This window comes from Moorena sp. SIO4G3 (assembly GCF_010692305.1).
GTDB classification, from domain to species: domain Bacteria; phylum Cyanobacteriota; class Cyanobacteriia; order Cyanobacteriales; family Coleofasciculaceae; genus Moorena; species Moorena producens_A.
Map to the genome: position 1 here is coordinate 59,671 of NZ_JAAHIG010000001.1, position 26,523 is coordinate 86,193.

Below are 26,523 nucleotides of genomic sequence, written 5' to 3' on the forward strand. Positions count from 1 at the left end.
TCACTGTTGATAGTTAACTTTAAATTAAGGCAATCCATTAAGCAATCTATTCTGGTTAAGCGGGTTTTAAACTGAAGTCAACTCGAAGATAGTGAATCGACTCAGTAGCTTTTTAATTTATGGGTTTGCGTAGCGGATCTTTCAGAGCATAGCTAATTTTTTGACAAGAGAAAAAATTGAGCCTACTTTATTTTTTACCACTTCTTTCTTCCCACTTGTTTCTTACTTGCTGGGTGCATCTCCTAAAAGCTTTTTGATCCGGTGGGTGGAACGGGCATCTTGCCCGTTACAAAATGACGGCGAGCCTTTTGGTGGTGCGTTACGGGGCCGACTATCCCAACGCTGGCTACGAGGCGAAAAATAAGGGCAAGTCCGCCCCTACGGACTTTCTAAACTCGCGAAGAGGCGGAAAATGAGGGGGAGCCTTTTGGTGGTGCGTTACGGGGCCGACTATCCCAACGCTGGCTACGAGGCGAAAAATAAGGGCAAGTCCGCCCCTAACGCACCCTACGCACTTCCCACTTGTTTTTTCCTTGTTCCCTATTCCCTATTCCCTATTCCCTATTCCCTATTCCCTATTCCCTACTCCCTACTCCCTACTTAAAATAAAATTACAAACATCTAGGATGAAGTCCACCATAGGTACAAATATAGCGAAGTTGCTGCTCATCTAAATTTTTAACATTGGTAAAATCAACCCCCCTAATCCTGGCTAAATGCGATTTAGGTGGAGGCAAAGTAATAAATTGATTAGCCTTGGTCTGTTTAGCCATAGCAAAGGTAACTCCCTTAAAATCTGCTCCAGCTAAATTAGCCCCTCGCAAATCTGCAGCACTTAGATTAGCGTAACGTAGCTTAGCATTGTACAGCTTGGCATTGCGTAAATTAGCCCCTACCAATTGGGTTGAATTTAAATCAACATTTTTGAGATTAGCATTACTCAAATTTGCCCTAGAAAGATTCGATCCTTGCCAGCTTGATTGACTTAAATCAGCAGAAGAGAAATCACTCCCCACAGCACTAACTTTGCCCAAACGAGCACCATGAAGACTAGAGAGACTGAATTTTGCTTCACCCAAATTGGCTCCTGTGAGGCTAGCATTTTCTAAGATAGCTCTACGGAAATCAGCATTAATCAGCTGAGCACTGCTGAGATTCGCACCGATCAGGCTGCCGTTATAAAACCTTGCTCGGTTCAGGGTTGCCCCAATTAAATTAGTGCGATTCATCAAGACATTATCGAGAATAGCGCCAGTCAGGTTAACTTCCCTGAGATCAGCTCCGCTAAAGTCGCTGACCCAATCATCAAACGTGCCAAAATGTTCATCTTCACCAGGGCCATAGAAGCGACTACCCTGCAAATTAGCACCGGACAAATCAGCGTAGCGGAAATTAATGCCCGACAAATTCAGGTTATCCAGAATGGGATTAAAATAGCCATAACCCTGATTAACCTTACTGAGGTTAATATTACTCAGGTTAGCATTATGCACTTGACCGTCGTAGATAGTCAGAATTTTCGAGATAGCTTGCTTAGTTGCTCGGTGCCGCACCGCTAGCACTTCCCCAACCCCTGGTTTACCTTCCCTGGTTAAGGTTTTCTGGTCGTTTGCCAAGGATTGATTCAATACTCGTAAATGGGGAAGCGGTTGAACGCCTTTACTGACCAAGGTTTGTTGGAGGGTATCAATTAAGCTAGGGGTATTTTCCTGACCCAGCAAATCCACCAGAAACGGTACAGCACGATGATCGTCTATCCTACCTAGAGCCAGAATTGATCCCAAACGTTCTTCTTGAGCCGTGCTCTCAGTGGAGCTTAATTGTTTCACTAAGGTCAGAAAGACCTGATTCTTCTGCTGATTGAACGCTCGCCAATTTGCTTGACTTTGAATATAGATTTGGGTTCCCACAAACGTGCCAAGTACAGAACCCATACCACCAAAGGTAACAATTACCAGAGTAAGACCGGGATGTCGGCGCATCCACAACCAAAGATTGGGGGAGTGCTGTTGAGATTTTGAAATCAGGGTAATGGTAGTAACTGTTCCGCTACGGTAACCCGAGGTAGCTTCCTGGTGATTAGACCATTGCCCATCAGTGTCCTCCTCTAGCTCAACCTCTTCATACTCTTGAGACCATTGCTCATCAGTGTCCTCCTCTAGCTCAACGTCTTCATACTCTGGTGAGGGGGAGGATTCAAAACTTGACCAGTACGGCAAGAGCAACCGAGAGGAATCCGAGACATAAGTTCCGGCTATGTAGTCGTGGAGGCTGCGATGTTGAGGATTTAATACAGAACTAAAACTCTCTGCCAATAGCATCAATCCTGCCAATCCCAACAAAATTAACAAGTCAGGAAAGGCTCCAGTGTAGCGCCAGAGTAAATAAGCACTTCCCAGTGGTAATCCCCAGCGTCCCACTGCCTCACGCCAAAGCGCACCCATCAAACCAGGCGGTTTTCCCGAGGTGGTAACCACTCGCACTCCAAACCAACCTTTGGGAGTAGTTTGACCAGTTTTTCCCAGCAGATAAAGTTGCCATAGGGTTACTCCTACTGGCATCACTAAGGAAGCACACCAAAAAAAATTGGTCAGGGGAGTGACTCGCTTGGTTAGTTGTAGGCGCGGGTAAGCTAGAGTTTTTGCGATCGCATTCTGGGTTGCCCCCAACACTGGGTTAAGGGGAACCGGTTCTGCCTTCGAGTATTTTTCTGCATACAAACCAATCCCGTAAGGGAGCAGGGCACTGGTAGTTACCAGCGAGACTTCCAAAAGCGCTGCCACGCAACGCCTAGTCACCAGTGGCAGAACCAAGTTCAGTCGCAGCGGAAAATACCAGCTACCTTCTCGATGTTGACCTGTTTTTAGAGTGGGGCTAGCCATATTCAATGCTCAGGCTGCGATTTGTGGCTTTTTAATGACTGTGAACACTGATTTCAAGGAGCAGTAAGCAAATTCCCCGAGATTATAGCAGATTTTTGTTGATACCGTTTTTTGGGCAAACACCTGATGACTATGTTTAACTATGTCTAGACTTAACCGGTTGAATACCGGCAATAGCACTGAACTGCTATGAAATCAGCCTCATTATTATATAGCAGTTTTAAATTGGGTGAGGTACCCCGCCCTTGGGGTTAATGGGAGTAGGGAATAGGGAGCGATGTAGCGATTTTAAAGTGAAACAGTAAGCATATGCGCTACTTCACAGGCTAGAAGCCTGTGCCACGCACGCTACTTGAGGTGCCGTCAGCCGTCAGCCCTCGGCCATTGAATTATAGTTACTAACTGATAGCTGATAGCTGATAGCTGATAGCTGATAGCTGATAGCTTACCCGAAACAAATTTAATTCGAGATAGTCAAGTAATCTAGAACAAGTGTATTAGTAATAGATCACAAGACTAATGGGGATGACAATGACTAAACTATTCCCACAGTGGATGATTGTTCCGATCACCCTAGCTGTAAGCTTAAGTAGCGCTGGTGTCGCCAGCGCCGAAACCATCAACCTTGAGCCTGAATTCCAGCCTGATCCGATCGTAGTGACTGGAAACTCTGGAGGCTCAAACAAGAGCCAATGCGGTATGATTAGTATCCAGCCCAATCATGTCATTAATTTGAACCAAGATTTTACCTACTTGCGCTTCAACCTAGAAAGCCAAGGCCAGCCCACTCTATTGATTAAGGAGCCAAATGGTACCTCATGTACACAGGCCGATAATTTATCTGGGGGGAATATTGTTAAAATCGGGTATTGGGAGCAAGGCAGCTACTCATTCTACGTCGGCGATCGCAATGGTGAACAGCATCCTTACACCTTATCGATCACTAAAACTCCCTAATACCGGCGTCCAGAATTAAAAGTTCAACAGTCAATTATTAAAGTCAATTATGATTGTATGCAAGCCTTTTGTCTGACAACTGCGGCGAAGTCTATGGGTGATTAGTAAATGCTCTAATCTTCAATCTGCTCAACGGATACCTCAACCGCTTCCACATCAATGGTGCCTGGAGCTGCTAAGCGGTTAAAACGACCCTGTTCTATCTTCAAAACTTCCCCGCAACTGGGGCACTGACACTGGGTATTGTTAAACCCAGTAAACTCATAGGCACAGACTGGACATTGATCTTCTACTAGATTACGTCTGAGCCACCAGCGAACTCCGAACCAGGCAATCACTGGTGAGATGATTAAAAAAGCAATCAAAATCAAAAAACCATTGACTACCCATCCCAAGCCAACTGTGCCTAGCAAGAAACAAGTTAAAAAGAACGCTAGCCAACAGCCCATACCTGACAGGTTGAACTGAAACTGTCTGGGGGTATTTTGATTCACAGTTTTCTTTTAAAAATAACAAATATGATCGGGTAGTTATATCCTAGTTCAGATTCGTCTTAACTTGAATAGAAATTACCCCTCGCTGCTTATGCTCCACGAGGGGCTTCTGACCCAAAGCTGAAAACCGATAAACCAAGCTTTCCCTATTCCCAGGCTTGATTCTGGCTTTATTACTAAGAAGGATGGGGATGTACGGGAATCAGAACAATGTTTACGCAAAATCGAGGAACTCTTTTAACTGCTTTGTCAGAGCCTCTTTACTAAATAACCCTAGGGATTGTTTTCGTAACCACTCACCATCACAGCGTTGATCCTCTCCCTTAAGAATTTCAATACAAGCCGCAGCCACTGCATCGGGGTCTCGATAGGGAACTTGCCAACCAAGCTGACCATCTTGCAACGGATCAGCAGAACCATCAGAATCCCCAGAAAGGACAGGTTTACCACAAGCCATGGCCTCTAGGTATACAATCCCAAAGCCTTCTTGGGAGGGCATGACGTAGGCATCAGCCACTCGGTAGTGTTCCACTAATTCTGGTGTAGGGACAAAACCAGCAAAGACCACCCGATCCGCAACCCCCAAATCTTTGGCTAGCTGTGCCAGTCTGGGTTGATCATCACCACGACCAATAACTAGATATTTAACCTCTGGAAAGATTTTTGCGATCGCAGGAAGTGCTTGAATGGTAACATCTACTCCTTTATAAATATCCCCAGACCACAGACGGGCAACGGTCATCAGCACTTTAGCACCAGCCAGACCATACTTTTCGATTAAGGCTGGTGATTTCGGACCAGGAGTAAACCTATGCCCATCAACAGCACAAGGCAACATCTTTACCTTTTCAGGATTTAGCTTATTGGCCGCACAAGCGCGATCGCGACTGTAACGACTAATAGTCCAAATTGCTGCTGCCCGCTCTAGGGCATTACGTTCTTTGAGGGGTAAAGGTTTCCACACCTCTTTGCCATAGGTCAAAACTGTATAGGGAATCCCCAGACTATTGCACAACAGCTGAGTCAGGGGAGCCAGTTTGATATGACCGCAGAAAACGTGCTTGGGACGTTTTTGCCATAAATAAAACCCCAGCGCTAGTGTTAAGCGAACACGCCCTAGCACAGGAGGCTTGGTTTTCAGGTAATGGAATCTGAGTGGGTAGACATCAAAGGGATTGTCACAACCTAGACGATCCCGCAGCAAAAATACTTCAGCCCTAGAACTGGTAACAGTCTTAGCAGCAACAGACAAATATGCCTCGAAAATATCTTTGACGTAGGATTGGATGCCCCCTTCACACTCAAAAATCTCTAGAAAAATGAATACGTAGTTAGATGCGGTTTTCTGTGTGTCGCTCAAATTCGTTAGTTTTGAATTCGATTCACCTATCTTAGCCTCGAAGTATTTCTAAAAGCATTAGGGATATTAGGGAAAAACAACGAAGAATTTGTAGGCATGGCAGACACGGTTACGATGCTTGGCACGGATAAAATTCTTTAAAATTCCTATCAAGCAAAAATCCCACGGCTCAAAGTACGTGGGATTTTCACAAAAGCTTTTTTAAACGACTAATCACTAACCACTGGAAATCCCACAAACTCTAGTTAAAACTCTAGTTGTAGGATCAGCCTGAGGGTTAGGCTTATCTTAAAACAGACCCCAAGTCAAAGACTGATCAATGGGTAAGGTAGCACCAACACCAAGCCAGATGGTGACTAGGGTACCAAATAAAAATACCGTAGTTGCCACTGGACGGCGGAATGGGTTCTGGAATTTGTTCACACCTTCGATGAAGGGAACCAGCATCAGACCCAAGGGAACTGATCCCATAGCAGCAATTCCCAAAAGTTTATTAGGGAGAATGCGCAAAATTTGGAAAACAGGATATAGATACCATTCCGGGAGGATTTCTAAAGGTGTGGCAAAGGGATCTGCTGGCTCACCAATCATAGCTGGATCAAGCACAGCTAAACCAATGCATAGAGCAATGGAACCCATGATTACCACTGGGAAAACGTAGAGAAGGTCATTAGGCCAAGCTGGCTCGCCATAATAATTATGACCCATCCCCTTGGCTAGTTTGGCACGTAAAATGGGATCGTCTAGATCCGGCTTTTTAAGAACTGACATTGCTTAAATTCTTCTCCTTAATAAGTAAAGGTAAGCAGGTGGCAGCAGGAAGGTTTGCATTTAGTTTTAACACTTTCCTGACTTTTAGTCAGTACAGATTTACAACGGACCAGAAATGCCCTGTTTGCGAATCATCAGGAAGTGCAGCAACATGAATACAGCGATAAACCAAGGTAGAACAAAGGTATGTAGGCTGTAGTAGCGACTCAGGGTACCCTGACCTACACTAGTACCACCGCGCAGCAGTTCAACGATTAAAGAACCAACTACGGGAATAGCTTCAGGAACACCAGATACAATCTTGACCGCCCAGTAACCAACTTGGTCCCAAGGCAAAGAGTAGCCAGTCACACCGAAGGAGACGGTAATTACTGCTAAAACTACCCCTGTCACCCAGGTCAGTTCACGGGGCTTTTTGAAACCACCAGTCAGATACACCCGGAAGACGTGCAAAATCATCATCAGCACCATCATGCTGGCAGACCAGCGGTGAACAGAGCGGATCAGCCAGCCAAAGCTCACTTCAGTCATAATGTACTGTACAGAGCTAAATGCTTCAGCGACCGTCGGCTTGTAGTAGAAGGTCATGGCAAATCCAGTGGCGAACTGGATTATAAAGCAAGTTAGAGTAATTCCACCCAGGCAGTAAAAAATATTAACGTGGGGAGGTACGTACTTTGAAGTGATGTCATCGGAAAGTGCCTGAATTTCCAGACGCTCCTCAAACCAGTCGTATACTTTCGAGTCAGTGATTTGCTTAGAAAACATGAGGCCAGAGTTTCCGAAAGGATTTTGCCGTCAGACGTTGAATGTCGGAGTCTTCAACTCCCTAAGTTACAACGAATACAGCCTATATGTTACATGATGTTAATTTTAACATGACTTGCTTCATTAATTTGCCGTAAACTCTGGCGGTTACAGCCCTAATATTATACCTGATAGCGGTTACAGGTAATATAACTTAACAAGTACTCTAATAATTTTGATCATGCACAAACGATCCTTGTGGGTTGGACTCCTACTAACCTTGCCAATCATGCTATTGTCTGCCTGGTGGACACCAACAGCAGCTGCCTTCTCTCAGGAGCAAAGGCTTTTTTCCCAAGCTTGGCGGATTGTCTCTCAATCCTACGTTGATGATACCTTTAACCATCAGAATTGGTGGTTGTTACGTCAGAAGACCTTGAAAAAGCGGCTGCCTAATCGTGAAGCTACTTATACTGCCATAGAAACAATGTTAGGGAGTCTTGGGGATCCCTTCACACGATTGCTCAGACCCGAGCAATATCATAGTTTGCAAATCAGCACCTCTGGTGAACTCTCTGGTGTCGGGCTACAAATTGCAATTGATGTGGAAACTGGTGAGTTAGAAGTAATCACCCCAATTGCTCAATCACCAGCAGATTTAGCCGGTATCCGAGCACGGGATCACATCCTAGAAATTGATGGCATGCTGACTAAGGAAATGACTCTCGATGAAGCGGCAGCAAGGATGCGTGGAGCAATTGGTACAACGGTTACCTTGAAGATTCAAAGCAAGAAAGAACAGCCAAAATTGGTGGAAATAGTGCGCGATCGCATTTCCCTAAACCCAGTGTATGCAGTGCTCGATACCCAGGAAAATAGAGACCCAGTCGGTTATATTCGTCTGTCTCAATTTAGTGCCAACGCCCCAATGGAAGTTGCCCACGCTGTTGCTCAATTCAAGGAGATGGGTGCCCATGGCTATATTCTTGATCTGAGGAATAACCCAGGGGGTCTATTGCAGGCAGGTATTGAAATTGCTCGCCTCTGGTTAGATCAAGGCACTATTGTTTACACCGTTAACCGCCAAGGCACCATTGGTAGCTTTGAAGCCTATGGTGACGCTCTTACGCAAGACCCCTTGGTCGTATTAGTTAATGAAGGCAGCGCCAGTGCTAGTGAGATTCTAGCTGGGGCTTTACAGGACAATGGTAGGGCAAAGCTAGTAGGGGAAAAAACCTTTGGCAAAGGGTTAATTCAGTCGTTATTTGAACTAATCGATGGGTCAGGATTAGCAGTTACCGTTGCCAAGTACGAGACCCCCAATCACCGGGATATTAATAAATTAGGGATTGAGCCAGACTTGGAGGTGCCTTTAGAAGCAATTACTATGAGCCAAGTGGGAACAAAAGCAGATACTCAGTATCAGGAAGCAATCAAGTTGTTGAGTTCTGATACTTTTCTAGCTAAGGCAAGTTAGGTGGTCATTACATAATGGCCTCAGAGCATCAGGCCGTCAGGGCGTCAGATATATAGCTCTTCTGGGTTTTTCAACTTCGCGCTCACTTCTGATAAACGCTCTGTAGCTTGGTCAATCACGCCTTTGCCTCGCAAAAAACCAGTATTGGCACCAGGACAGATAAATTGAAGAGTCTCTGGGGTAAAACCCTTAAGCAAAGATTGCACATTCCGAATCTGTCTTGGCCAATGAAATGTTTTCGGGGTTCGCAGGGGCAACAGTTCTCCTTGTTTACTAGGAAGCAAATGACGCCCAGAAAATAGCACACCCCCGGCACCAGTGTAGTAAAGACAAGAAGAACCAGGAGAGTGACCAGGAGTCCAAATCACGTAGCAGCAGGGATTTATAGTCAACTCCTGGTGAAATGTAACTACCTCCAATCCCGGCAGTAAGTAAGCCTCTTGTTCTTGAATCAGGACTTGGCATCCCATACTCTCCTGAATTTCCTTTGCTTTACCAATACCACCGCGATGGGTAATAAACAGTAATGAGACTCCCCCTTGCTCACGCAAAAATTGTTGGTTAGTCTCATTCCAGGCAGGACAATCAATCAATAGGTTGAAGGAATTTCCTACAATAATATAAGCCGTACCACCTAACGTATCTCGATTGGGTGGAAAAGCGAAAATGGTATCTAGAACAAGGCGTGGTGGCTTGGATGCAGCAGGTTGCTGATTAGAAGATGCGCTTGGCGTAAGATTAAAATCGCCTTTTGCTGGAGTATCGGGTTGCACAATGCTTGTAGTTTAATTGTAGTTTTTAGTAGACGGTGTGATCTTTCATCATGGAACTCTGGCTACTCCCATTTATTTTACTCGCTGTGATCACTTACTTCGTTATCCAGCGAAGCGTTGCTAGCCTCACTCGGACACCAGTCTGGTTACTGTGGCTGGTAATGATGACTCCACCACTAGTCTGGATTGGTTGGACTCTGTTCAATGGTGAGAACACACCAATACCACCAGCCCTATTGCTCGGTCCATTTGTCATTTGCTTGCCATTGTACTGGCTGCTGATTCAATGGGGACGCTCAGATCCCAATTCAACCATGACCAAAGAGAATCCTACTAAAACAACTACCTCAGACCCGGTCGCCAAAATTTCATCGGCAACTGAAAAGTCAAGCCTTCGTCCTATAACTAAAGAAGAAGAAAAAGACCTCAGAAATTGTTTTCCCTGGGGAATCTACTATCTCCAGAATATTGAGTACCGACCTCAAGTGGTGTTGTGTCGCGGCAAACTGCGCACTAACCCAGAGCAAGCCTACCGTACCGTGCGGTCAAATATAGAAGCCGAGTTTGGCGATCGCTTTTTCGTAGTCTTTCAAGAAAGCTTTAGCGGCAAACCCTTTTTTGCTCTAGTGCCCAATACCAAAAAATCAACCAAACCTTACAGGGGGTCTCAATCATTAACGCGACCTGGTTTAGCATTGGGGCTGATGGTGATTACCTTGTTTACCACCACCTGGATGGGAACTCAGATAGCTGGGGTGTCGGAAAATCCCCTTACTGACCCAGCGCTTTTACTGCAAGGATTGCCCTATGCCGTGGCCTTAATGGCAATTCTCAGCATTCATGAACTCGGTCATTATTTTGCCGCAATGGTTTACAAGGTGCGTACAACTCTGCCGTACTTTATCCCGATACCCTTTTTATTCTTGGGAACATTGGGAGCATTTATTCATATACGGTCTCCTGTTCCTAACCGTAAAGCCTTATTTGATATAGGCATTGCTGGTCCACTAGTTGGCTTCGTGGTTACCCTACCAATCCTAATGTGGGGATTAGCCCATTCCACTGTAGTGCCGTTGTCTGACTCTTCAGGAATCTTGAACCTAGAATCCCTCAATCCCCGATTTTCCCTTTTGCTAAGCTTACTAAGTAAATGGGCATTGGGCAGTGAATTTGTCTCGAACACAGCCATTAACCTTCATCCTGTGGCAGTCGCTGGTTATGTCGGTTTAGTTGTTACTGCTTTTAATTTAATGCCAGTGGGACAACTGGATGGTGGGCATATCGTCCATGCCATGTTGGGTCAAAGAACTGGTATGACCATTGGTCAAATTACCCGGCTGTTAATGATGCTCCTAGTATTTATCCAGCCAGAATTACTCCTGTGGGCAATTATTCTTTTATTCATGCCAGTGGCAGATGAACCAGCCCTTAATGATGTTTCAGAACTTGACAACTGGCGAGATTTGTGCGGAATTATAGCATTGTTGATTTTAGTCAGTATTATTTTGCCAGTACCAGGAACAATCACTCAATTGTTAACTATTTAGTCAGATACTGCCCCGTTAAAAATTCAAATTGAGTAGTGAAAATTGAGACTATAAAATTGTTAATTGTAAATTTGATAGTAACAGTTAAAAATTAACAATTAACAATTGAATAAAGTGGTTGTAATAGTAATGAGGTAGACAGGATTTTTATCCTACTCCCTACTCCCTACTCCCTCAGGGCTATTTCATTCTCATGAAAGCTAATAAATGCTAGGCTTACAAGTTAGCTGAGAGTTTCATGAGTTACCATGCGTTTGTCTGCCCAATCTGCCCCTGCTGTCTCAGTTCCTAGGCTCGCCCCATGCCCCCCTAGGGCGTGTTTTCAAAGTTTGTCGCATGATTATGATCCCCCCCAGCCCCCCTTAAAAAAAGGGGGGAGCCATACTCAAAGTCCCCCTTTTTTAAGGGGGATTTAGGGGGATCTCCGAGGCAAGAAAACACACCCTAGCCCCCCAATTCTGGGGGGAACAAAACAAAAAGAGCGATGCAGCGCGGTCTTGGGAAGGCAGCGCGGTCTTGGGGGTTCCCCCCATGAGCGACTGCCGTGGTTTCCCCCACTCGCGCTTTGCATCAAGACAAGTCCCCCAGAATTGGGGGATTTAGGGGGCTTAAATAAAACCATAGGTAAACAATTCAAAATTAAAAATTAAAAATTGAAACAATTCAAAGTTCAAAGTTCAAAATTATAAAGGATCGAACCGCTGAAAACCCCGTCTCTTTAGAGCGGGGATGAAAGCGAATAGCGGCTTTAGCCGCCTTGAAAGAATATTGAACTAGGATTTGACATTTTAGTCTGGTAGTGCTAGACTAAAATAGTCGCGGTTAAGGTCGAAGCTGATGATTATTTTAGAGTTCAAAGCCAAAGGAAGAAAGCATCAATATTCTGCTATTGATGAAGCTATCCGGACTGTAAAGTTTATTCGCAACAGTTGCCTCAGGTACTGGATGGATAATAAAGGAGTTAACAAGTTTGACCTCAATAAATACAGTGCAGTCCTTGCTAAAAAATTCCCTTTTGCTAATGAGTTGAACTCTACGGCTCGCCAGTCTAGCGCTGAAAGGGCATGGTCATCAGTTGTTCGATTCTTTGACAACTGCAAAAAGAAAGTACCTGGAAAGAAAGGATTTCCCCGTTTTCAAAAGCACTGTAGATCGGTTGAGTACAAACAGTCAGGGTGGAAACTATCCCCTGACAAGAAGTCAATCACCTTCAGTGACAAAAAAGGCATAGGAAAGCTCAAACTTAAGGGTACTTGGGATTTATGGCGCTTCGATAAGAAGCAAATTAAACGGGTTCGGATAGTCAAGAGAGCAGATGGTTACTATGTCCAGTTTTGCGTCTCAGTTGACGTACTTCATGAACTGGAACCGTCTAAGACTAATGTCGGATTAGATGTAGGTCTAAAAGAGTTTTACACTGATTCTGACGGAAATTCTGAACCTAATCCCCGGTTCTATAGGACTGGGGAGAAGCGATTGAAGTTTTATCAGCGCCGGGTTTCCCGGAAAAAGAAAGGCTCATCCAACCGTAGGAAAGCCATTAATAAATTAGGTAGACAGCATCTTAAAATAAGTAGGCAACGCGAAGAGCACGCAAAGAGACTTGCGCGCCGTGTAATCCGGTCTAACGACTTGGTCGCCTATGAAGATTTAAGAGTTAAAAACTTAGTTAAAAATCACTGTCTCGCCAAGTCTATTAATGATGCAGGTTGGTATCAATTCAGGAAATGGTTGGAGCATTTTGGCACTAAATTTAGTCGAGCCACTGTTGCGGTGAATCCTGCCTATACTAGCCAGAACTGTTCTGAGTGTGGTGAAGTGGTTAAGAAGTCACTATCAACTAGGACTCACGTCTGCAAATGTGGTTGCAAGTTAGATCGTGACCATAATGCCGCTATCAATATTCTGAAGAGAGCCTTAGGTACGGTGGGGCACACCGGAACCTGGATCTTAGATCCAATGAACGCTTCGGGAGATCTGACCTCTACTGTTCTTGGTTCCGGCCAGGTTCAGCAAGTCGGGTCGTTGATCGAAGAATCCCCGCGTCTTTAGACCGGGGAGTGTCAACCATTCCAAGTTATAGCGTTTATCATAGTTAGGAGGTACACAGGATTTTTTACGACTTCCGACTTCCGAATTCCCTGCTGGCGTTGCTGATTATGCGTATGGTTTTGCCCCCCTAGCCCCCCAATTCTGGGGGGAACCAAACAAAAAGAGCGATGCAGCGCGGTCTTGGGGAGGCAGCGCGGTCTTGGGGGTCCCCCCCATGAGCGACTGCATCAAGACAAGTCCCCCAGAATTGGGGGATAATGGGGGCTTAAATAAAACCAAATGATCGCGCATTCATTCCTTAATTATGCAACGCCTCCCGATTACCGATTCCCGATTCCCGATTCCCGATTCCCGATTCCCGATTCCCGATTCCCGATTCCCGATTCCCTGCTCCCTTCAAAAAATAACAGGAAAAGATGAAAATGAACGTAAATCTGAGGATAAATGAGATAGTAATAGGGGAAGGGGTTGACTTACCCCGCAGTATGCGTCGGGTATGGCAAGGTGCTGTGGAAGCGGAATTAACCCGCCTGTTGACAGAAAAGGGCTTGCCCCAAAATCGGCTAAAAGATACTAGCATTCCTGGTATGCAAGTGGACCTGGAATTAAACGGGAAAACAAGTCCAGAACAGGTGGGGAAGATGGTGGCTCAGTCGATTTACGAACAATTAAAGAGTTTATAGGGCAAATGAGGTACACCGAATGGTTTTACTATTGGCTATTGCCTTCCACTCCAGGATGGGGTTAAGGCGTGTCTTAAAACTCGGAGATCCCCCATTATCCCCCTTAAAAAAGGGGGACTTGGAGAAAGGCTCCCCCCTTTTTTAAGGGGGGCTGGGGGGGATCTAATATCTGGCGTAAAACTAGGAAAACACGCCCTAGGGGTGGGTTCCTCTTCCCTGCTTCCTGCTCCCTGCTCCCTGCTCCCTAAAACCCAGATATTTGTACCTCACAAGTAGATAAATTGCAAAAGGAAAAAAGGAAAGTAAAAACATGACACGTAAAATCTATGATGTGCGCCGAAGCAATGAGTCCCCCCAGAAGAAGGGTTCCGATGACTGGATACTCCAAAGAAGTGGAGTGCGACAGCTACCGGCTTTACCGAAGACACCCCAAAACAAAACACCTGATTGGGTAGTGGGAACAAATCAAATCGACAAGACGCAGAAACCAGTATGGAATTACTCAACTAATCCTTACCCTAGGCAGGCAAAAGCCAAAGAGCCCAATCGACATGAAGAGGAAACGGAATCACAGTGGATGCAAGGAAAAGTCCCACCATGGGTAGTAGGAGAGGATAAGGTGGAGAATCCGCCGACGATGGGAAGACATGGGCAGGTGCAACAGCACCGTACAAAGGGAATGCCCTATGCCCCACGAGAAGGAGGAAGGGACGTACGGGAAACCCCAGTCCAGCGCATGGAGGAATATAAGAAACCTGAAAACAAGACTGGGCTGCCCGATAGACTCAAGGAAGGGATAGAAAGCATGTCAGGCTATGACCTCTCAGGGGTGCGGGTGAACTACAACTCCCCCAAACCTGCGCAACTCAATGCCCATGCTTATACCCAAGGTCTGGGGATAGAGGTGGCACCGGGACAGGAGCGGCATTTGCGTCATGAAGCGTGGCATGTGGTGCAGCAAATGCAGGGAAGGGTGAGAGCTACAAAGATGAGGAGGGGGGTAAAGGTAAATGATGAAGAAGGGTTGGAGAGAGAAGCAGAAGTGATGGGAGAGAAAATAAGAAAAGAGAATAGCGCTCACCGGCGAAAAAAGGGAGCAGAGGAAAATAACCCATCCAATGTCCTCAGGGATACCAAGTACGAATCATCGGAAAGAAAGAAGGAATCACAAGAAATAGCAATAGGAGAAAGAGGAAAAGAAAATGGGGTAGTCCAGAGGGTGATCATAATAGAGGAAGAAACAGAAGCGAAGACAGAGATAACAGATAGTTATCTGGAAAACATAGATGATGATGAGAAGAAATTCATTGAAGATGCATTAAGGAATAATGATTTAGGTAAAACCCCGGAAAGAACCCTGGAAAAAGCAAAAGAAGATTCACGTATTTATTGGATTACTAAGGAAAAAGATGAAAACGATAAAATAATAAATTACGAAGTCATAAATGTCGTAGAAAATGAAAGTAGGGAACAAGGAACGGACACAATAGTTGGAGACAGTACCCCCCGAAGGGTAATGAAGCCTGAAAAAGGAAAAGTACTACTAGAAGTCAAGGGATTGTTAGAATGTATAGGAGTGATAATCGAGGGAATAGGTAACAATGACGAAGTAATAGGAGCCGCCGGTGGGCATTTTGTCACAAAAAATATGTTCGATAATACGTCGAATCGTTTGACAGAAAACGGAGAACAATTTATGACTCAAATGAGAGAGGAAGTAAAACAAATAGGAGGAAAAGAGAATCAATTCAATATTTATATAGGTACCGGCACGGAGAGAGATGCAACGATAGCAGCAAGACTAGTGATAAAACAATACCTGGAACAAAAGGGATATAAGTTCGAGAATCTTAATGAGGGGTACTATCAAGTCAGATATCAGTTGTCAGCAGAAAGGGGATACCCCGAGGTATCAGGTGTGAACGTTGAGGAATGAGAGAAAGAAAGCAAAAAACATAAGGAAGAAAGAGGAGCTAAGGAGAAAGAAAACGAATGAAATGGCGGCAATTCGAAACCCCCAATCCCCAATAGTGCAGAGAGGTAGCCGAGGCGGAAAGCAAAGAGAGGCGAGAGCAGTTTAACGTACACAGAGAAAAGAAATAGTGCGTACGCCGAACTAGTAGGGTCCGTTACCAACGCGATACGCACGGACTACCGAAAGAGGGAAAAACCAAACGCTCAAAACCCGACCGTACGCCAACCCCAAAAACCCCATCCAAACCCGTCCGCACCCAACGCCCCCAAAGGAGAAGATAAGACAGAATGCGCCCACTGGACGCCCCTTGCTCGTAAAGCCGTCTTACCTTCTCCAGCATCCTTTCTATGGTTTTACCAGCCACCGATAACCCCAGTGGCGAAAACCAATTTGTCAATTCAAAATTCAAAATTATAAATTCAAAAACCGGAGCAATTTTGAACTATGAATTCATAATTTTGAATTGGCTCGATTGCGTTTGGTTTTAACAACAATCGATGCTATAATTTTAATCAGTTCTTCTGATTCAGTCAAAAGAGGACGCAAACGACTTTCTGGAAATAATTCAACAGCTATTAATAAACGCAACCAATATCGCGTTTCTCTCGCTTCCTTGAGTGCAATTTCCAACTTATGAACAAAATCAGCCGTGCTCTGGGCAGCTTGGGACTCCGACCCATTAGCCCCAATAGACGTACCCGAACGAATGAGTTGTTTAGAAAGCGTTCGAGCTACCCCTACCTTTTCTTCCATTGCCTTGCAAAGATTAACAATCCGTACCGCAAAATCAAATGTCCGGTGCGTAATTGGGCTTACTTCATTCATTTTGAATTTTGAATTCTGAATTTTGAATTGAAACCGAATTTTGAATTTTGAATTTTGAATTTTGAATTTAGCACCGACTACCATCACCGAGTACAGACTTATTCAGCAAGCCCTAAATAGAATGTTCCTGTAGCCACTGAAGCAAATCAGCGCTAGTCTGAAAATCCCACATGGCCTCTGCTAAATTATCTAAATCCTGGGAATTCAACCCAAGGATAGCTGCTCTGTGTTGTGATGCTATTTCTGGGAAACGGCGCTCCAACTGTTCTAATAGTAAGCTTCTTTTTCCTTCTTCCAATCCTTCTAGTCTTCCTTCTTCCCTACCTCGAATTTCTGCCTGTTCAATCTGTTCGATTTGCCATTGCGCCTCAAATTCTTGGGTACTCAAGATACTGGCTTCGTAACTTTTGTTATCCATATAACGCTTGTATGCTGCTCTTTCTTGGTCTGAGAGATTATTGACTCTTAGGGTTTCCTTGGCTTCCACCATGCCTTTGGCTTCAAATTCCTCCTTGATATCACTGTTTTTGAGATAATAGATCCATTCGTCTAGGTGGTTTTTCGCTGTCCCCTTAAAGTTCTTTACTTTCAGCAAGTAGTATTCTGGAAAGATATCTGCTACTTTTTCAATCGTATATTTTCTTTCTTGAGCTAGGGATGGTTCGATGGATATCTCCTTGATTCACTCCCATGAACTCCGAGCGGAAACGATAAATATAGTCATCTTCCTTAGAGGTTGTCTGAGAAGTCTCATTTGCTACATCCAAGCCCCCTAAATCCCCCAATTTTGGGGGACTTTTAGAATAAAATTGACTCTTTTTCCCCCCAAAGTTGGGGGGCTAGGGGGGCAAAATCCAGTATAAAAAAACTTTTCAGATATCCTCTTCCCGAGGTTAAAGTAGACGATATTCACTGAGTAGATTTTCCTAATTTTGCCGTACTCTTCTCCTTGTTCAAGATATTCCGTGACTAGCTGGGAAACTCCGTAGAGCATCCGATGAAAATAATCGAGTTGGGAGTTATTTTGCACTTCGATCAGGACTAACTCGGAGTTTTCGGTTTCGGCAAGAATATCAACACGGTTGCTTTTATCTTCCTCTGTCTGTTGATTGCCGACCCTTTCGAGAAGAGTTTGGATTTTGATTTCTGTATGTAATAACTCGCTTAAAAACCCTTCCAAGACTACATAATTGGCTTTATTACGCAGTAGTCTTTTGATGGCCCAATCAAAGCGTATATGTCTGGTAGCCATGGTTGGTTTGTTTGTTTGACTAAATTTATTTTAGAGGATATCTGAAAAGTTTTTTTCTACTGAATTTTGCCCCCCCTCCCCTCTCACAGGGGTAGGTTTTTAACAAAGACCTCAGGTGTGGGGTGTGGGTTGTGGGGTGTGGGGTGTCTGACAAAGGTACATCTCCTAAAAGCTGTTTGACACGGTGGTGCGTTACGGGCAGCAACATAACCCTGACTAGGAGGCGAAAAATGAAGGCTCCCCTAACGCACCCTACTGGACTTCTAACTTCTGACGCTAAGGGTAGCGCTCTCCCGATTCCAAATTTCACAGGGTCGAAGCCTGTGCTACGGAATTACTCGGAAATCAAAAAAAAGTAGAAACTTGGCACCAGGCATCAGCAGTTTCAGTACCTGCACATAGGCCTTAGCTTCAGCCGGGTTCTCGAACCGAGCGAAAACAACTGGTGGCTTCGGTCGTAACAACCGAACCACCACCCATGTCTTGATGCAGTCGCTCATGGGGGAAACCCCCAAGACCGCGCTGCATCGCTGGGTATAGGTGTAGACTATCAGACATAAAATTAAGTTATCTCCTGTAAAGGGGACCAAGAGCCAGCCTGCAGCCTTGGAAAACTCTAAGGCTGGCTCTTCCCGTGGATTTTATTTTGTCCACTATTTCAGTATATCACAAAAATTTGCATATTATAGCATATTTTAAAAATTTTTGTAACAAATTTTTTTTTGAGGGAGTAGGGAGAGTGGTTAATATTGTGAGTTTCCCCCTCTTCCCTGCCTCACAGGGGTAGGTTTTTTACATTTGGGTCGGGAGTCGGGAATCGGAACCCACCCCTAACCCCTCCCAGGAGGGGAACGGGAATCGGAACCCACCCCTAACCCCTCCCAGGAGGGGAACGGGAATCGGGAAAAGCGGGAAATGGGGAGAATTATCACGGAAAATAGTGTGTATTTTGATACATATTTTTAGTAATTTATACGTAGCGATGCATCGCTTAAGAGTTTTGTTCCCCCCAGAATTGGGGGGCTAGGGGGGCGAAACCATACCCAGAATCAGCAACGCCCCCTTGTAAGCTCTTCCCTGCTCCCTGCTCCCTGCTCCCTGCTCCCTGCTCCCTGCTCCCTGCTCCCTGCTCCCTGCTCCCTGCTCCCTTTAACACAGTTTTTTGTACCGTAGAATTGCTATAATAAAAGGACTGCCGCACGTTAAGCTTTTTGCGATTAGGCTTGTGCTAAAGATTTATTAGAAGTAGATACCAAGAGAATGGCTGGAAACAGAATCAGGGTTGCTAAAGATAAGGCGGCTTTGGTGAAAGACCTAACCGCTTCCGATGGAAAAACTGGACCGTTTCAGACTTATGCTGATGTGATGGTGTTTGCAGCTGCTTTAGGAGTAAAGCGTAATAAGCGATCGCCCCTGAAGGTAATTTCTAAACGAGAGCCTGGTCCGATTGGATTGGAAATTTTTGTGTCAAGGGGATATGAGGTAGTAATTAAGTTAATTGCGATCGCTGAGATTAAGGATACTAAAATTCTTTCCTCTATCGATAAAGAGTCTGAGGACAAACGCATCTATATTTTTGAGGAGTATGCCAATGGAGGGCTTGATATTTTGCGCCATGAGTTGCGGGGAGCAGTAGACTATTCCGAGCGACTTTTGTTAATTTTAAATAATGATAGGTATAAGAAGAAAGAATATAAAGAAAATGAGCAACAGGAGTTTGATTTGAGTCGATTTTTGTGACAGCTAGCGCCTACACTTACGCGATAGGGAAGTGTAGGCGCTGTCACTAATTCTGTTATAATTGAGGTGGTAATCCTACCTCCTTCAGTTTCACAAATTTACCTTCAAAGCTAATCCCTTGATCTTTGCCAACACTCCTGGCATTAGCCACAGCGATGCGCAGTTGAGCACGTTCCATACGTTCTGTCACACCACCCAAAAGATATAACATCACTTTGGAGGCTAACTCTCGTCCAGAAACTAGCACTCGCTTTCGATTTGGGTCATACAAAATGCCGTACCAAGGGGATTGTGGGTGATCTATCTGACTAAAGCCACCCGAACCATCGTATTTTTGAAGTTTCTCGAAGATAGTTTTGAGGGAGAAATCCTGGTGACATACTAGGATAGCCAAAGCTTGAACGAGGGCGATTTGTCCTACTGGACGGAATAGCATGTTTCCTTCTCCTCCACCCCTTTCATGGTTAAACCGACGCAGCTGTGGTGTTTCTTTTCCATGGTCGAGTTTTTGATAGCTGGGTAAACTAGCGAGATAGTCGAACAGCTCTGTCAATGTTTTAGTTCCCATTTCTAGCTCTTCATCTTCAGGACGCATGGGAATTAGACCTTTCTCACAAGGTTTCCAGTGACAGAATTGGTAGCCCAAATACAGCTCAGATATATGTTTGAGAGCTTGTAAAGTTGTCAATACTGTTGACTTAGCTGAAACCGTAGCGCTATCCCAATTAACCCGAGGATTACGATTTTCCATCTCCCTCAGCAGAGGATGAGTCATGGCAATTTTTCTAGCAACAATTGAGAAGCCATCGTCTTCATTGAGCAACGCTAATTGTCCTTTGCTCAACCTTACTGCCATCAGGTTGACGTGAGCAAAAATCGATCGGATCCGTCGCCGTGCTTCTTCACGGGTTTCTCCCTGAACGACAGCAGGAATAAACTCAATACCAATTTTTTCTGTCGCTAGACTTTGCAGATAACCTGGCGAGATGTGATACTCCTCAATCAAGTCATCAACTGTAATCAGGGAGCCGATTGGCTTTTTACCTTTGCTATATTTCTGGAGCGTACCAATTTTAATCAATTCCATCAGAGCCTGGATTCCCATCAGTCGATGCTGACCGTCTAAGGCAAAAATTGAAACATGGTCTGAAACATCAAGCAGTCCGACTGTGCGATCTTTATCTAAACTGGTGAACTCAGCTGCCGACTGCCGAGCGCGTTGATTCTTATCCCACTGAGCAGCTTGGGCATTATCTACCCACCCAGAGCTAAGCACTACTAGGACTGGGGGAAACTTGTGAGTTTTGCGGGCTGCTAGATATTGAGCCAGAGCAGCTTGACGTGACCAATCAAGGGGACGCTGCTGAAGCGCTTCGATGGTATCGGCATCCCTGACGATATTGTTCGTTTGTTGATCAAACTTTTGTTGAAATAGCGGCAGTTGGGAGGCGTAGCGGACGCGAATCGCTAACCATTCCAGAGTGACTGAGCCAATAAATGCCTCTGTAGTGCCCATGTGAGTTTTCTGCACCAAGATTTGATCGTTTCTCGCCAGATGCCTATCGAGCAATAACGCCAACGCCTGTCGATCTTGGTTTTCTTGTTCAAGTATTTGCTTGGCGAGGTCATTGGGATGATTTTCAGTTTTGATCACCATAGTTTTAAACCCATAATGCTGCGTTGTAGAAGCTATCGATAACTATTTTGGTTCTTCCGAACGAAGTATGTAAAAAATCTCTGAAACCTATGCTGCGTGGTGTTTTAGGCTAAAACTGCTCAAAACTGACTTCAAATCTCGCAATCAATTAACAGATGACGGCTACAGGGTTTTATCCAGCACACCAGGTTCCGAAGAACCAATAGTTTTAACACTAGCACAAGTTTTTAACAATCAAATTAGCTGATTTCCCTATACTCGTGGTTCGATAGAGTAAAACTATCAATCATACCAATTTAGGAAGAAAAACGTTAGATCCACTGTCAAGAAATTTTTTTCAAAACTTGGGATAAGCTCGAAAAAAGGACCAATCTGCCAAGCCTTGTCTTAGCAGAGAGTCAACGCCCCGCTCTTGCCTAGAGGGGGTTTCCCCACTCCCGTGACGTCAGATGAATCAGGTAAAACTCTCAGAAAATAAGCCAAAAAACCGCACTGTGGCTAAGCTGGTGGAAGATATCACTGCTCTGACCACTGAAATTCAACAGTTGTACTGCTTAGACGCAATTCCCTGGGTGATAGGGTATAGTGGTGGCAAGGATAGCACCGCCACTCTACAGCTGGTATGGAATGCGATCGCAGCTCTGCCACCAGAACAGCGAACTAAGACTATCTATGTCATCACTACAGACACCTTAGTAGAGAATCCCATTGTTTCAGCTTGGGTTCGCAATTCCCTAAAACAGATTAAGTTAGCGGCTGAAGCTCAAGGATTGCCCTTTGAACCCCATCTCTTACAACCGGAGGTTAAAGAAACCTACTGGGTAAGTTTAATTGGCAAAGGTTACCCAGCTCCACGGGGAAAATTTCGCTGGTGTACGGAACGTTTGAAAATTAAACCGTCTAACCGTTTTATTCGGAATGTTATCCGATCGAGTGGAGAAGCTATTGTTGTTTTAGGGACTCGCAAAGCTGAAAGCCAACAACGGGCAAGACGGATGAAAAAAATGGAAGCTAAGCGAGTACGTGATCGTCTAACTCCTAATATGAATTTACCAAACTCTTTGGTTTATAGCCCCATTGAAGATTGGCAAAATGATGAGGTTTGGCTCTATCTCATGCAATGGCAAAATCCCTGGGAATACAGCAATAAAGATCTATTTGCTATGTATCGAGGGGCTAGTGCTGATAACGAATGTCCATTAGTTGTGGATACCTCTACTCCTAGTTGTGGTAGCTCTCGTTTTGGTTGCTGGGTTTGTACACTGGTGAGTCAGGATAAATCCCTGACAGCGATGATTGATAATGACGAAGAAAAAGAATGGCTGGAACCTTTACTGGATTTGCGCAAGGAGTTGGAGCCTGGAGAAAACCGTGAGCGACGAGATTTTAGACGTAGCAATGGTAATGTCCAACTGTATGAACGGAATTTAGATGGACAAATTTCTGTTGAGCCAATTCCTGGTCCTTATACCAAAGAAGCACGGGAGTATTGGCTGAGAAAATTGCTTACTGTTGAAACTGACGTTCGTCAGAATTGTCCAGAAAATATGCGGGACATTACGTTAATTAGTCAAGAGGAACTTAGTGAAATTCGTCGCATCTGGCTAGAAGAAAAACACGAATTTGATGACAGTTTGCCCCGTATTTATCAAGAAGTTACTGGCGAACCCTTCAAAGACATCCGTCCTGGCGCTGAAAACCGTCTGCTTGGTGGTGATGAGTGGCAGGTCTTAGAAGAAATCTGTGACAATGATGCTATGCATCTCGAACTAATGGCAAAACTGCTAGACACAGAACGCCAGTATGTGACTAGGTCTCGTCGTATTGGTATCTATGAGGCTTTGGAGCGGTGCTTTGATACTAGTTCTCGGTCTAAAGAAGATGCGATCGCTAATGCTCACTTGAAACGAGATTTAAAAACAGCTGCTGATGAAGGGGATGTTGACACTGTCAAGCAGCTGGCTTGGGCAAACTTGAAATTTCCAGTCAAAAATTCGTAATCATTTAAACTAGAGTAATATCAGGTTCGGATAATTAGTTATAAAAAACTTTATCCCTTGAAACCTTAGAGGATATCTGAAAAGTTTTTTTATACTGAGTTTTGCCCCCCTAGCCCCCCAACTTTGGGGGGAACAAGAGTCAATTTACTTCTAAAAGTCCCCCGCCCCCCTAACCCCCCAATTCTGGGGGGAATTAGCGGATGCTTCGCTTTTTTACAGATGGGGATTTAGGGGGCTTAGATGTTGCAAATGAGACTTCTCAGACCACCTCTTACTCTTTTACTTCTGCCTTCTGCCTTCTGCCTTCTGCCTTGCTTTTGCGCTTAGTATAAGTATTCAACCGGACATGATATAACTTATGATACAGGCTTTGGATAGATTTCATCAGATATTAAATTTCTGGTTTGGTAAGCCGGACGAACCCGATTATGGCAAATCCCGAAAAGTCTGGTTTACTAAGAACCCAGACTTTGACCAAGAAATGCGTTCGCGTAGCGTGACCTTCGGTCAATCGCGTTTCCTCGACATCTATCAACAGGCGGCGGCTGGTGAGTTAGATAACTGGCAAACATCACCCTATAGCTGCCTAGCGCTAATTATCTTACTTGATCAGTTTCCTCGCAATATGTTTCGGGGTCAACCCCAAGCTTTTGCTACTGATTCCAAAGCATTGTCTACTGCCCAGTATGCTGTTAACCAAGGCTTTGACAAAGAACTGTTACCAGTCCAGCGTTGGTTTATCTACTTACCATTTGAGCATAGTGAAAATCTCGAACATCAGCGCTACTGTGTTGAATTATTCTCGACTCTTAAAGATGATCCCGATAGTGCCAGTACCATTAATTATGCCTATCGTCATCTAGAAGTGATTGAACGTTTTGGTCGCTTTCCCCATCGCAATAAAATCCTTGGTCGGGTTAATACTCCAGAAGAAGAGGAATTTATAAAGCTGCCCGGTTCATCATTTTAGCGTTAATTATTTACAGTTAAGTAGTCGGACAAAAGTCAAATTAACTGTTGAAATAGGGAGCAGGGAGCAGGGAGCAGGGAGCAGGGAGCAGAGATACTTTTGCAAACTTTATATAAGTTAATATAGTGAGGTTTATTTTTATATAGGTACTTAATCATTGAGATTTAACGGTAAACGATTAACAGCAAATATAACGTTTATCATAGTTATGAGGTACACATACTTTTTTCTCTTTTCCCGATTCCCGATTCCCGATTCCCGATTCCCGATTCCCGATTCCCGATTCCCGATTCCCGATTCCCGATTCCCGATTCCCGATTCCCGATTCCCGATTCCCGATTCCCTGTTCCCTGTTCCCTGTTCCCTATCAAATTCCTACTTGATAAATCCTGTGATTTTCCTTGAACTTGTCCTAGAAAACTTTGGCCCCTATCTGGGGCGTCAGGTGATCAATCTCTGTCCAAAAAGGGATGATAACTCTCGACCTATTATTCTAGTCGGTGGTATGAATGGTGGCGGTAAAACCACTATGATGGATGCGATTCGTCTGGCTTTATATGGACACCGCGCTCAATGTTCCACCCGTGGCAATTTGAGTTACAGCGACTTTCTAACTCAGTCAGTCAATCGCAATGCCTTACCCATTGACAACACCCGAGTGGAATTAGTTTTTGAACATATCGATAACGACCAGCCTATGGAGTATCGGATTGTACGCACTTGGACAAAAAAACCGAAAGATGGTAAGGATAACTTAGGGATTTTAGAGGGAGACTGGCTGGATTCTGCCCTAACCAATACCTGGGACGAGTACATTGAAAATCTGTTGCCCTTAGGAATATCAAACTTATTTCTTTTTGATGGGGAACAGGTTAAAGAACTAGCAGAAGTGGAAGCACCACCCCCAGTTGTTGTGGAAGCGATTCGATCATTACTTGGTCTAGAACTTGCTGACCGCTTAGCCATTGACCTTGATATTTTAGTGACGCGCAAACGCAAATCTATGGCGAATCAACAGCAACTTGCTAATTTAGAAGATATCGAAAAAAAGCTTTCCTCTCAACAATCAGACTATGAGCTAGCTAAACAAGAGTTATGTAGTATTCAAGAACAGCTAGAACAAACCAGGGAAAAACAGCAACAAGCGTTTGATAAATTTGTCTGTGATGGTGGTAAAATAGCAGCCCAACGGAACCAACTAGAGAGTCAACTAAATCATTACAATACTAAAGCTGAACAAATTCGTGAACAGATGAGGGAATTAGCAGCTGGTATTTTGCCTCTATCGTTAATTGAACCCCTACTCAACCAAGCCCAAGCTCAAGCAGAAAAAGAATCGCAGGCATCACAGGCCAAACTAGCTAGAGATATTTTACAACAGCGTGATCAACGTCTGGTAGATTTATTGAATTCCCTGAAGTTGCCTGCTAAAAAATTTGATAAAATTAAAGTGTTCTTGGAAAAAGAAAATCAACAAATAGAGCAAGAGGTTGGAGATGGTCAAGACGCTTGGTTAGGAGCTGAGGAAGAAATGTTTCATTCCCTAACTAATCTACTGACTTACTACCAACCAACTCAAAAGCAATTAGCTGAAGAGCAATTAGCTAAGCGCAAAAATATGGAAGGAGATATTAATGCCACTAAACGACAACTAGCAACAGCTGCTCCTCCTGAATCCTATCAAGAACTCGAAGATGCACTAAAACAGGCACAAACGGAATTGGCTCAAGCTCAAGCAGCTTACGAAATCGCCAAGCGCCGCTGTGATAAATTAGGATATGCGATCGCACAAACCAAAAAAGACTTAGCCAGGTATGGTGAAGAAACTATCGACCGCAAAAATGATCAGCATATGCTTGCCGCATCTGCGAGAGTCCAACAGAGCCTTAAGGTTTTCCGGGAACAGTTAACTCTCAGAAAACTGAATAAATTAGAACATGAGGTAACTGAATGCTTCCTCTATCTCCTCCATAAATCTGACTTAGTCCATCGAGTTGCTATCGACACCAACAGCTTCAGCTTATCCCTGTACGACCTACAAGGAAAACTTGTACCGAAACATCGTCTATCCGCTGGGGAAAAGCAATTATTAGCGATCGCATTATTGTGGGGACTCGCCCGTGTTTCTGGACGTAATCTACCCGTAGCCATTGATACCCCCCTCGGACGATTGGACTCCTCCCATCGCAGCAACCTAGTATCCCCTTACGATTTTTGTGATTTTTCATCAAAAATAGAAAATAGAATTTTTTTCATTTTGTCAGACTGTCTACATCATAAATAAAGTATTAGATCCTTTTTGGACTCATTTTGAGACCATTCGACAGAATACAGGACACTTCTGAAAATGTACCGGAGAGG

General features: G+C 44.4%; 26 protein-coding genes. 13 read left to right on the plus strand and 13 right to left on the minus strand.

All coding sequences use genetic code 11. The features are described from left to right. The first annotated feature begins 160 nt into the window (after positions 1–160). Both F6J99_RS00310 and F6J99_RS00315 read left to right on the plus strand, forming a co-directional pair. Complete coding sequence (locus tag F6J99_RS00310; protein WP_293111205.1) at positions 161–364, plus strand: hypothetical protein; 204 nt, start codon at positions 161–163, stop codon at positions 362–364. A 48-nt stretch (positions 365–412) separates the two neighbouring features. Next, the gene (locus tag F6J99_RS00315; protein ID WP_293111206.1) at positions 413–604 is read left to right on the plus strand and encodes a hypothetical protein; all 192 of its coding nucleotides are present in this window, start codon (positions 413–415) and stop codon (positions 602–604) included. 7 nt (positions 605–611) lie between these two features. Here F6J99_RS00315 and F6J99_RS00320 read toward each other — a convergent pair whose 3' ends face one another. Then, on the minus strand, positions 612–2,882 hold the full coding sequence (locus F6J99_RS00320) for a pentapeptide repeat-containing protein (RefSeq protein ID WP_293111207.1): 2,271 nt from the start codon (positions 2,880–2,882) through the stop codon (positions 612–614). A gap of 519 nt (positions 2,883–3,401) precedes the next feature. On the opposite strand from F6J99_RS00320, the gene F6J99_RS00325 reads away from it, so the two are divergent. Continuing rightward, positions 3,402–3,839 carry a hypothetical protein gene (locus tag F6J99_RS00325; RefSeq protein ID WP_293111209.1) on the plus strand — a complete coding sequence of 146 codons (438 nt, stop codon included), beginning with the start codon at positions 3,402–3,404 and terminating at the stop codon, positions 3,837–3,839. 113 nt (positions 3,840–3,952) lie between these two features. Here F6J99_RS00325 and F6J99_RS00330 read toward each other — a convergent pair whose 3' ends face one another. The 4 genes from F6J99_RS00330 to petB form a co-directional block, all read right to left on the minus strand. Next, positions 3,953–4,333, minus strand: coding sequence for a hypothetical protein (locus F6J99_RS00330; protein WP_293111210.1), 381 nt, complete (start codon positions 4,331–4,333; stop codon positions 3,953–3,955). A 214-nt stretch (positions 4,334–4,547) separates the two neighbouring features. Beyond that, a complete protein-coding gene (locus tag F6J99_RS00335; protein ID WP_293111211.1) occupies positions 4,548–5,693 on the minus strand; it encodes a glycosyltransferase family 4 protein in 1,146 nt (381 codons plus the stop codon). A 288-nt stretch (positions 5,694–5,981) separates the two neighbouring features. Then, positions 5,982–6,464 (minus strand): cytochrome b6-f complex subunit IV, encoded by a 483-nt coding sequence (gene petD, locus F6J99_RS00340; protein WP_009149162.1) that lies wholly within the window; start codon positions 6,462–6,464, stop codon positions 5,982–5,984. Between the two features lie 99 nt (positions 6,465–6,563). Continuing rightward, positions 6,564–7,232 carry a cytochrome b6 gene (gene petB, locus F6J99_RS00345; protein WP_070391575.1) on the minus strand — a complete coding sequence of 223 codons (669 nt, stop codon included), beginning with the start codon at positions 7,230–7,232 and terminating at the stop codon, positions 6,564–6,566. 220 nt (positions 7,233–7,452) lie between these two features. On the opposite strand from petB, the gene ctpA reads away from it, so the two are divergent. Then, complete coding sequence (gene ctpA, locus F6J99_RS00350; RefSeq protein WP_293111212.1) at positions 7,453–8,688, plus strand: carboxyl-terminal processing protease CtpA; 1,236 nt, start codon at positions 7,453–7,455, stop codon at positions 8,686–8,688. Positions 8,689–8,732: 44 nt separating this feature from the next. Here the strand turns inward: ctpA and F6J99_RS00355 are convergent, their stop codons facing one another. Next, complete coding sequence (locus tag F6J99_RS00355; protein ID WP_293111213.1) at positions 8,733–9,461, minus strand: MBL fold metallo-hydrolase; 729 nt, start codon at positions 9,459–9,461, stop codon at positions 8,733–8,735. 50 nt (positions 9,462–9,511) lie between these two features. Between F6J99_RS00355 and F6J99_RS00360 the strand changes: the two genes are divergently transcribed. The 5 genes from F6J99_RS00360 to F6J99_RS00380 all read left to right on the plus strand — a co-directional run bounded on the left by F6J99_RS00360 (position 9,512) and on the right by F6J99_RS00380 (position 15,679). Next, complete coding sequence (locus F6J99_RS00360) at positions 9,512–11,008, plus strand: site-2 protease family protein (RefSeq protein WP_070391572.1); 1,497 nt, start codon at positions 9,512–9,514, stop codon at positions 11,006–11,008. 837 nt (positions 11,009–11,845) lie between these two features. After that, on the plus strand, positions 11,846–13,060 hold the full coding sequence (locus F6J99_RS00365; RefSeq protein WP_293111214.1) for an RNA-guided endonuclease TnpB family protein: 1,215 nt from the start codon (positions 11,846–11,848) through the stop codon (positions 13,058–13,060). Between the two features lie 304 nt (positions 13,061–13,364). Next, positions 13,365–13,508 carry a hypothetical protein gene (locus F6J99_RS00370; RefSeq protein WP_293111215.1) on the plus strand — a complete coding sequence of 48 codons (144 nt, stop codon included), beginning with the start codon at positions 13,365–13,367 and terminating at the stop codon, positions 13,506–13,508. Then, positions 13,477–13,743, plus strand: coding sequence for a hypothetical protein (locus F6J99_RS00375; RefSeq protein ID WP_293111216.1), 267 nt, complete (start codon positions 13,477–13,479; stop codon positions 13,741–13,743). The genes F6J99_RS00370 and F6J99_RS00375 overlap by 32 nt, the downstream gene beginning before the upstream one ends. A 310-nt stretch (positions 13,744–14,053) precedes the next feature. Then, on the plus strand, positions 14,054–15,679 hold the full coding sequence (locus tag F6J99_RS00380) for a DUF4157 domain-containing protein (RefSeq protein ID WP_293111217.1): 1,626 nt from the start codon (positions 14,054–14,056) through the stop codon (positions 15,677–15,679). 489 nt (positions 15,680–16,168) lie between these two features. Here F6J99_RS00380 and F6J99_RS00385 read toward each other — a convergent pair whose 3' ends face one another. The 5 genes from F6J99_RS00385 to F6J99_RS00405 form a co-directional block, all read right to left on the minus strand. Beyond that, a complete protein-coding gene (locus F6J99_RS00385) occupies positions 16,169–16,627 on the minus strand; it encodes a four helix bundle protein (protein ID WP_293111218.1) in 459 nt (152 codons plus the stop codon). A gap of 28 nt (positions 16,628–16,655) precedes the next feature. Further along, complete coding sequence (locus F6J99_RS00390; RefSeq protein WP_293111219.1) at positions 16,656–17,138, minus strand: DUF4351 domain-containing protein; 483 nt, start codon at positions 17,136–17,138, stop codon at positions 16,656–16,658. A 31-nt stretch (positions 17,139–17,169) separates the two neighbouring features. Continuing rightward, entirely contained in the window at positions 17,170–17,328 is a 159-nt protein-coding gene (locus F6J99_RS00395; protein ID WP_293111220.1) for a hypothetical protein, read from the minus strand. Next, positions 17,316–17,795 (minus strand): Rpn family recombination-promoting nuclease/putative transposase, encoded by a 480-nt coding sequence (locus tag F6J99_RS00400; RefSeq protein ID WP_365972327.1) that lies wholly within the window; start codon positions 17,793–17,795, stop codon positions 17,316–17,318. Before F6J99_RS00400 ends, F6J99_RS00395 begins: the two co-directional genes overlap by 13 nt. 411 nt (positions 17,796–18,206) lie before the next feature. Beyond that, complete coding sequence (locus F6J99_RS00405; RefSeq protein WP_293111221.1) at positions 18,207–18,353, minus strand: hypothetical protein; 147 nt, start codon at positions 18,351–18,353, stop codon at positions 18,207–18,209. 702 nt (positions 18,354–19,055) lie between these two features. Here F6J99_RS00405 and F6J99_RS00410 point away from each other — a divergent pair. Then, entirely contained in the window at positions 19,056–19,535 is a 480-nt protein-coding gene (locus tag F6J99_RS00410; protein WP_293111222.1) for a DNA phosphorothioation-associated protein 4, read from the plus strand. Between the two features lie 55 nt (positions 19,536–19,590). On the opposite strand, the gene F6J99_RS00415 is transcribed toward F6J99_RS00410, so the two are convergent. Further along, the gene (locus F6J99_RS00415; RefSeq protein WP_293111223.1) at positions 19,591–21,192 is read right to left on the minus strand and encodes a DGQHR domain-containing protein; all 1,602 of its coding nucleotides are present in this window, start codon (positions 21,190–21,192) and stop codon (positions 19,591–19,593) included. 449 nt (positions 21,193–21,641) lie between these two features. On the opposite strand from F6J99_RS00415, the gene dndC reads away from it, so the two are divergent. Next, positions 21,642–23,192 (plus strand): DNA phosphorothioation system sulfurtransferase DndC, encoded by a 1,551-nt coding sequence (dndC, locus tag F6J99_RS00420; protein ID WP_293111224.1) that lies wholly within the window; start codon positions 21,642–21,644, stop codon positions 23,190–23,192. Positions 23,193–23,550: 358 nt separating this feature from the next. Beyond that, positions 23,551–24,162 carry a DUF924 family protein gene (locus F6J99_RS00425; RefSeq protein WP_293111225.1) on the plus strand — a complete coding sequence of 204 codons (612 nt, stop codon included), beginning with the start codon at positions 23,551–23,553 and terminating at the stop codon, positions 24,160–24,162. A 35-nt stretch (positions 24,163–24,197) separates the two neighbouring features. On the opposite strand, the gene F6J99_RS00430 is transcribed toward F6J99_RS00425, so the two are convergent. After that, positions 24,198–24,320, minus strand: a complete 123-nt coding sequence (locus F6J99_RS00430; protein WP_293111226.1) for a hypothetical protein — start codon at positions 24,318–24,320, stop codon at positions 24,198–24,200. Between the two features lie 50 nt (positions 24,321–24,370). Between F6J99_RS00430 and dndD the strand changes: the two genes are divergently transcribed. Beyond that, complete coding sequence (gene dndD, locus F6J99_RS00435; RefSeq protein ID WP_365972332.1) at positions 24,371–26,446, plus strand: DNA sulfur modification protein DndD; 2,076 nt, start codon at positions 24,371–24,373, stop codon at positions 26,444–26,446. Positions 26,447–26,523 lie beyond the last annotated feature (77 nt).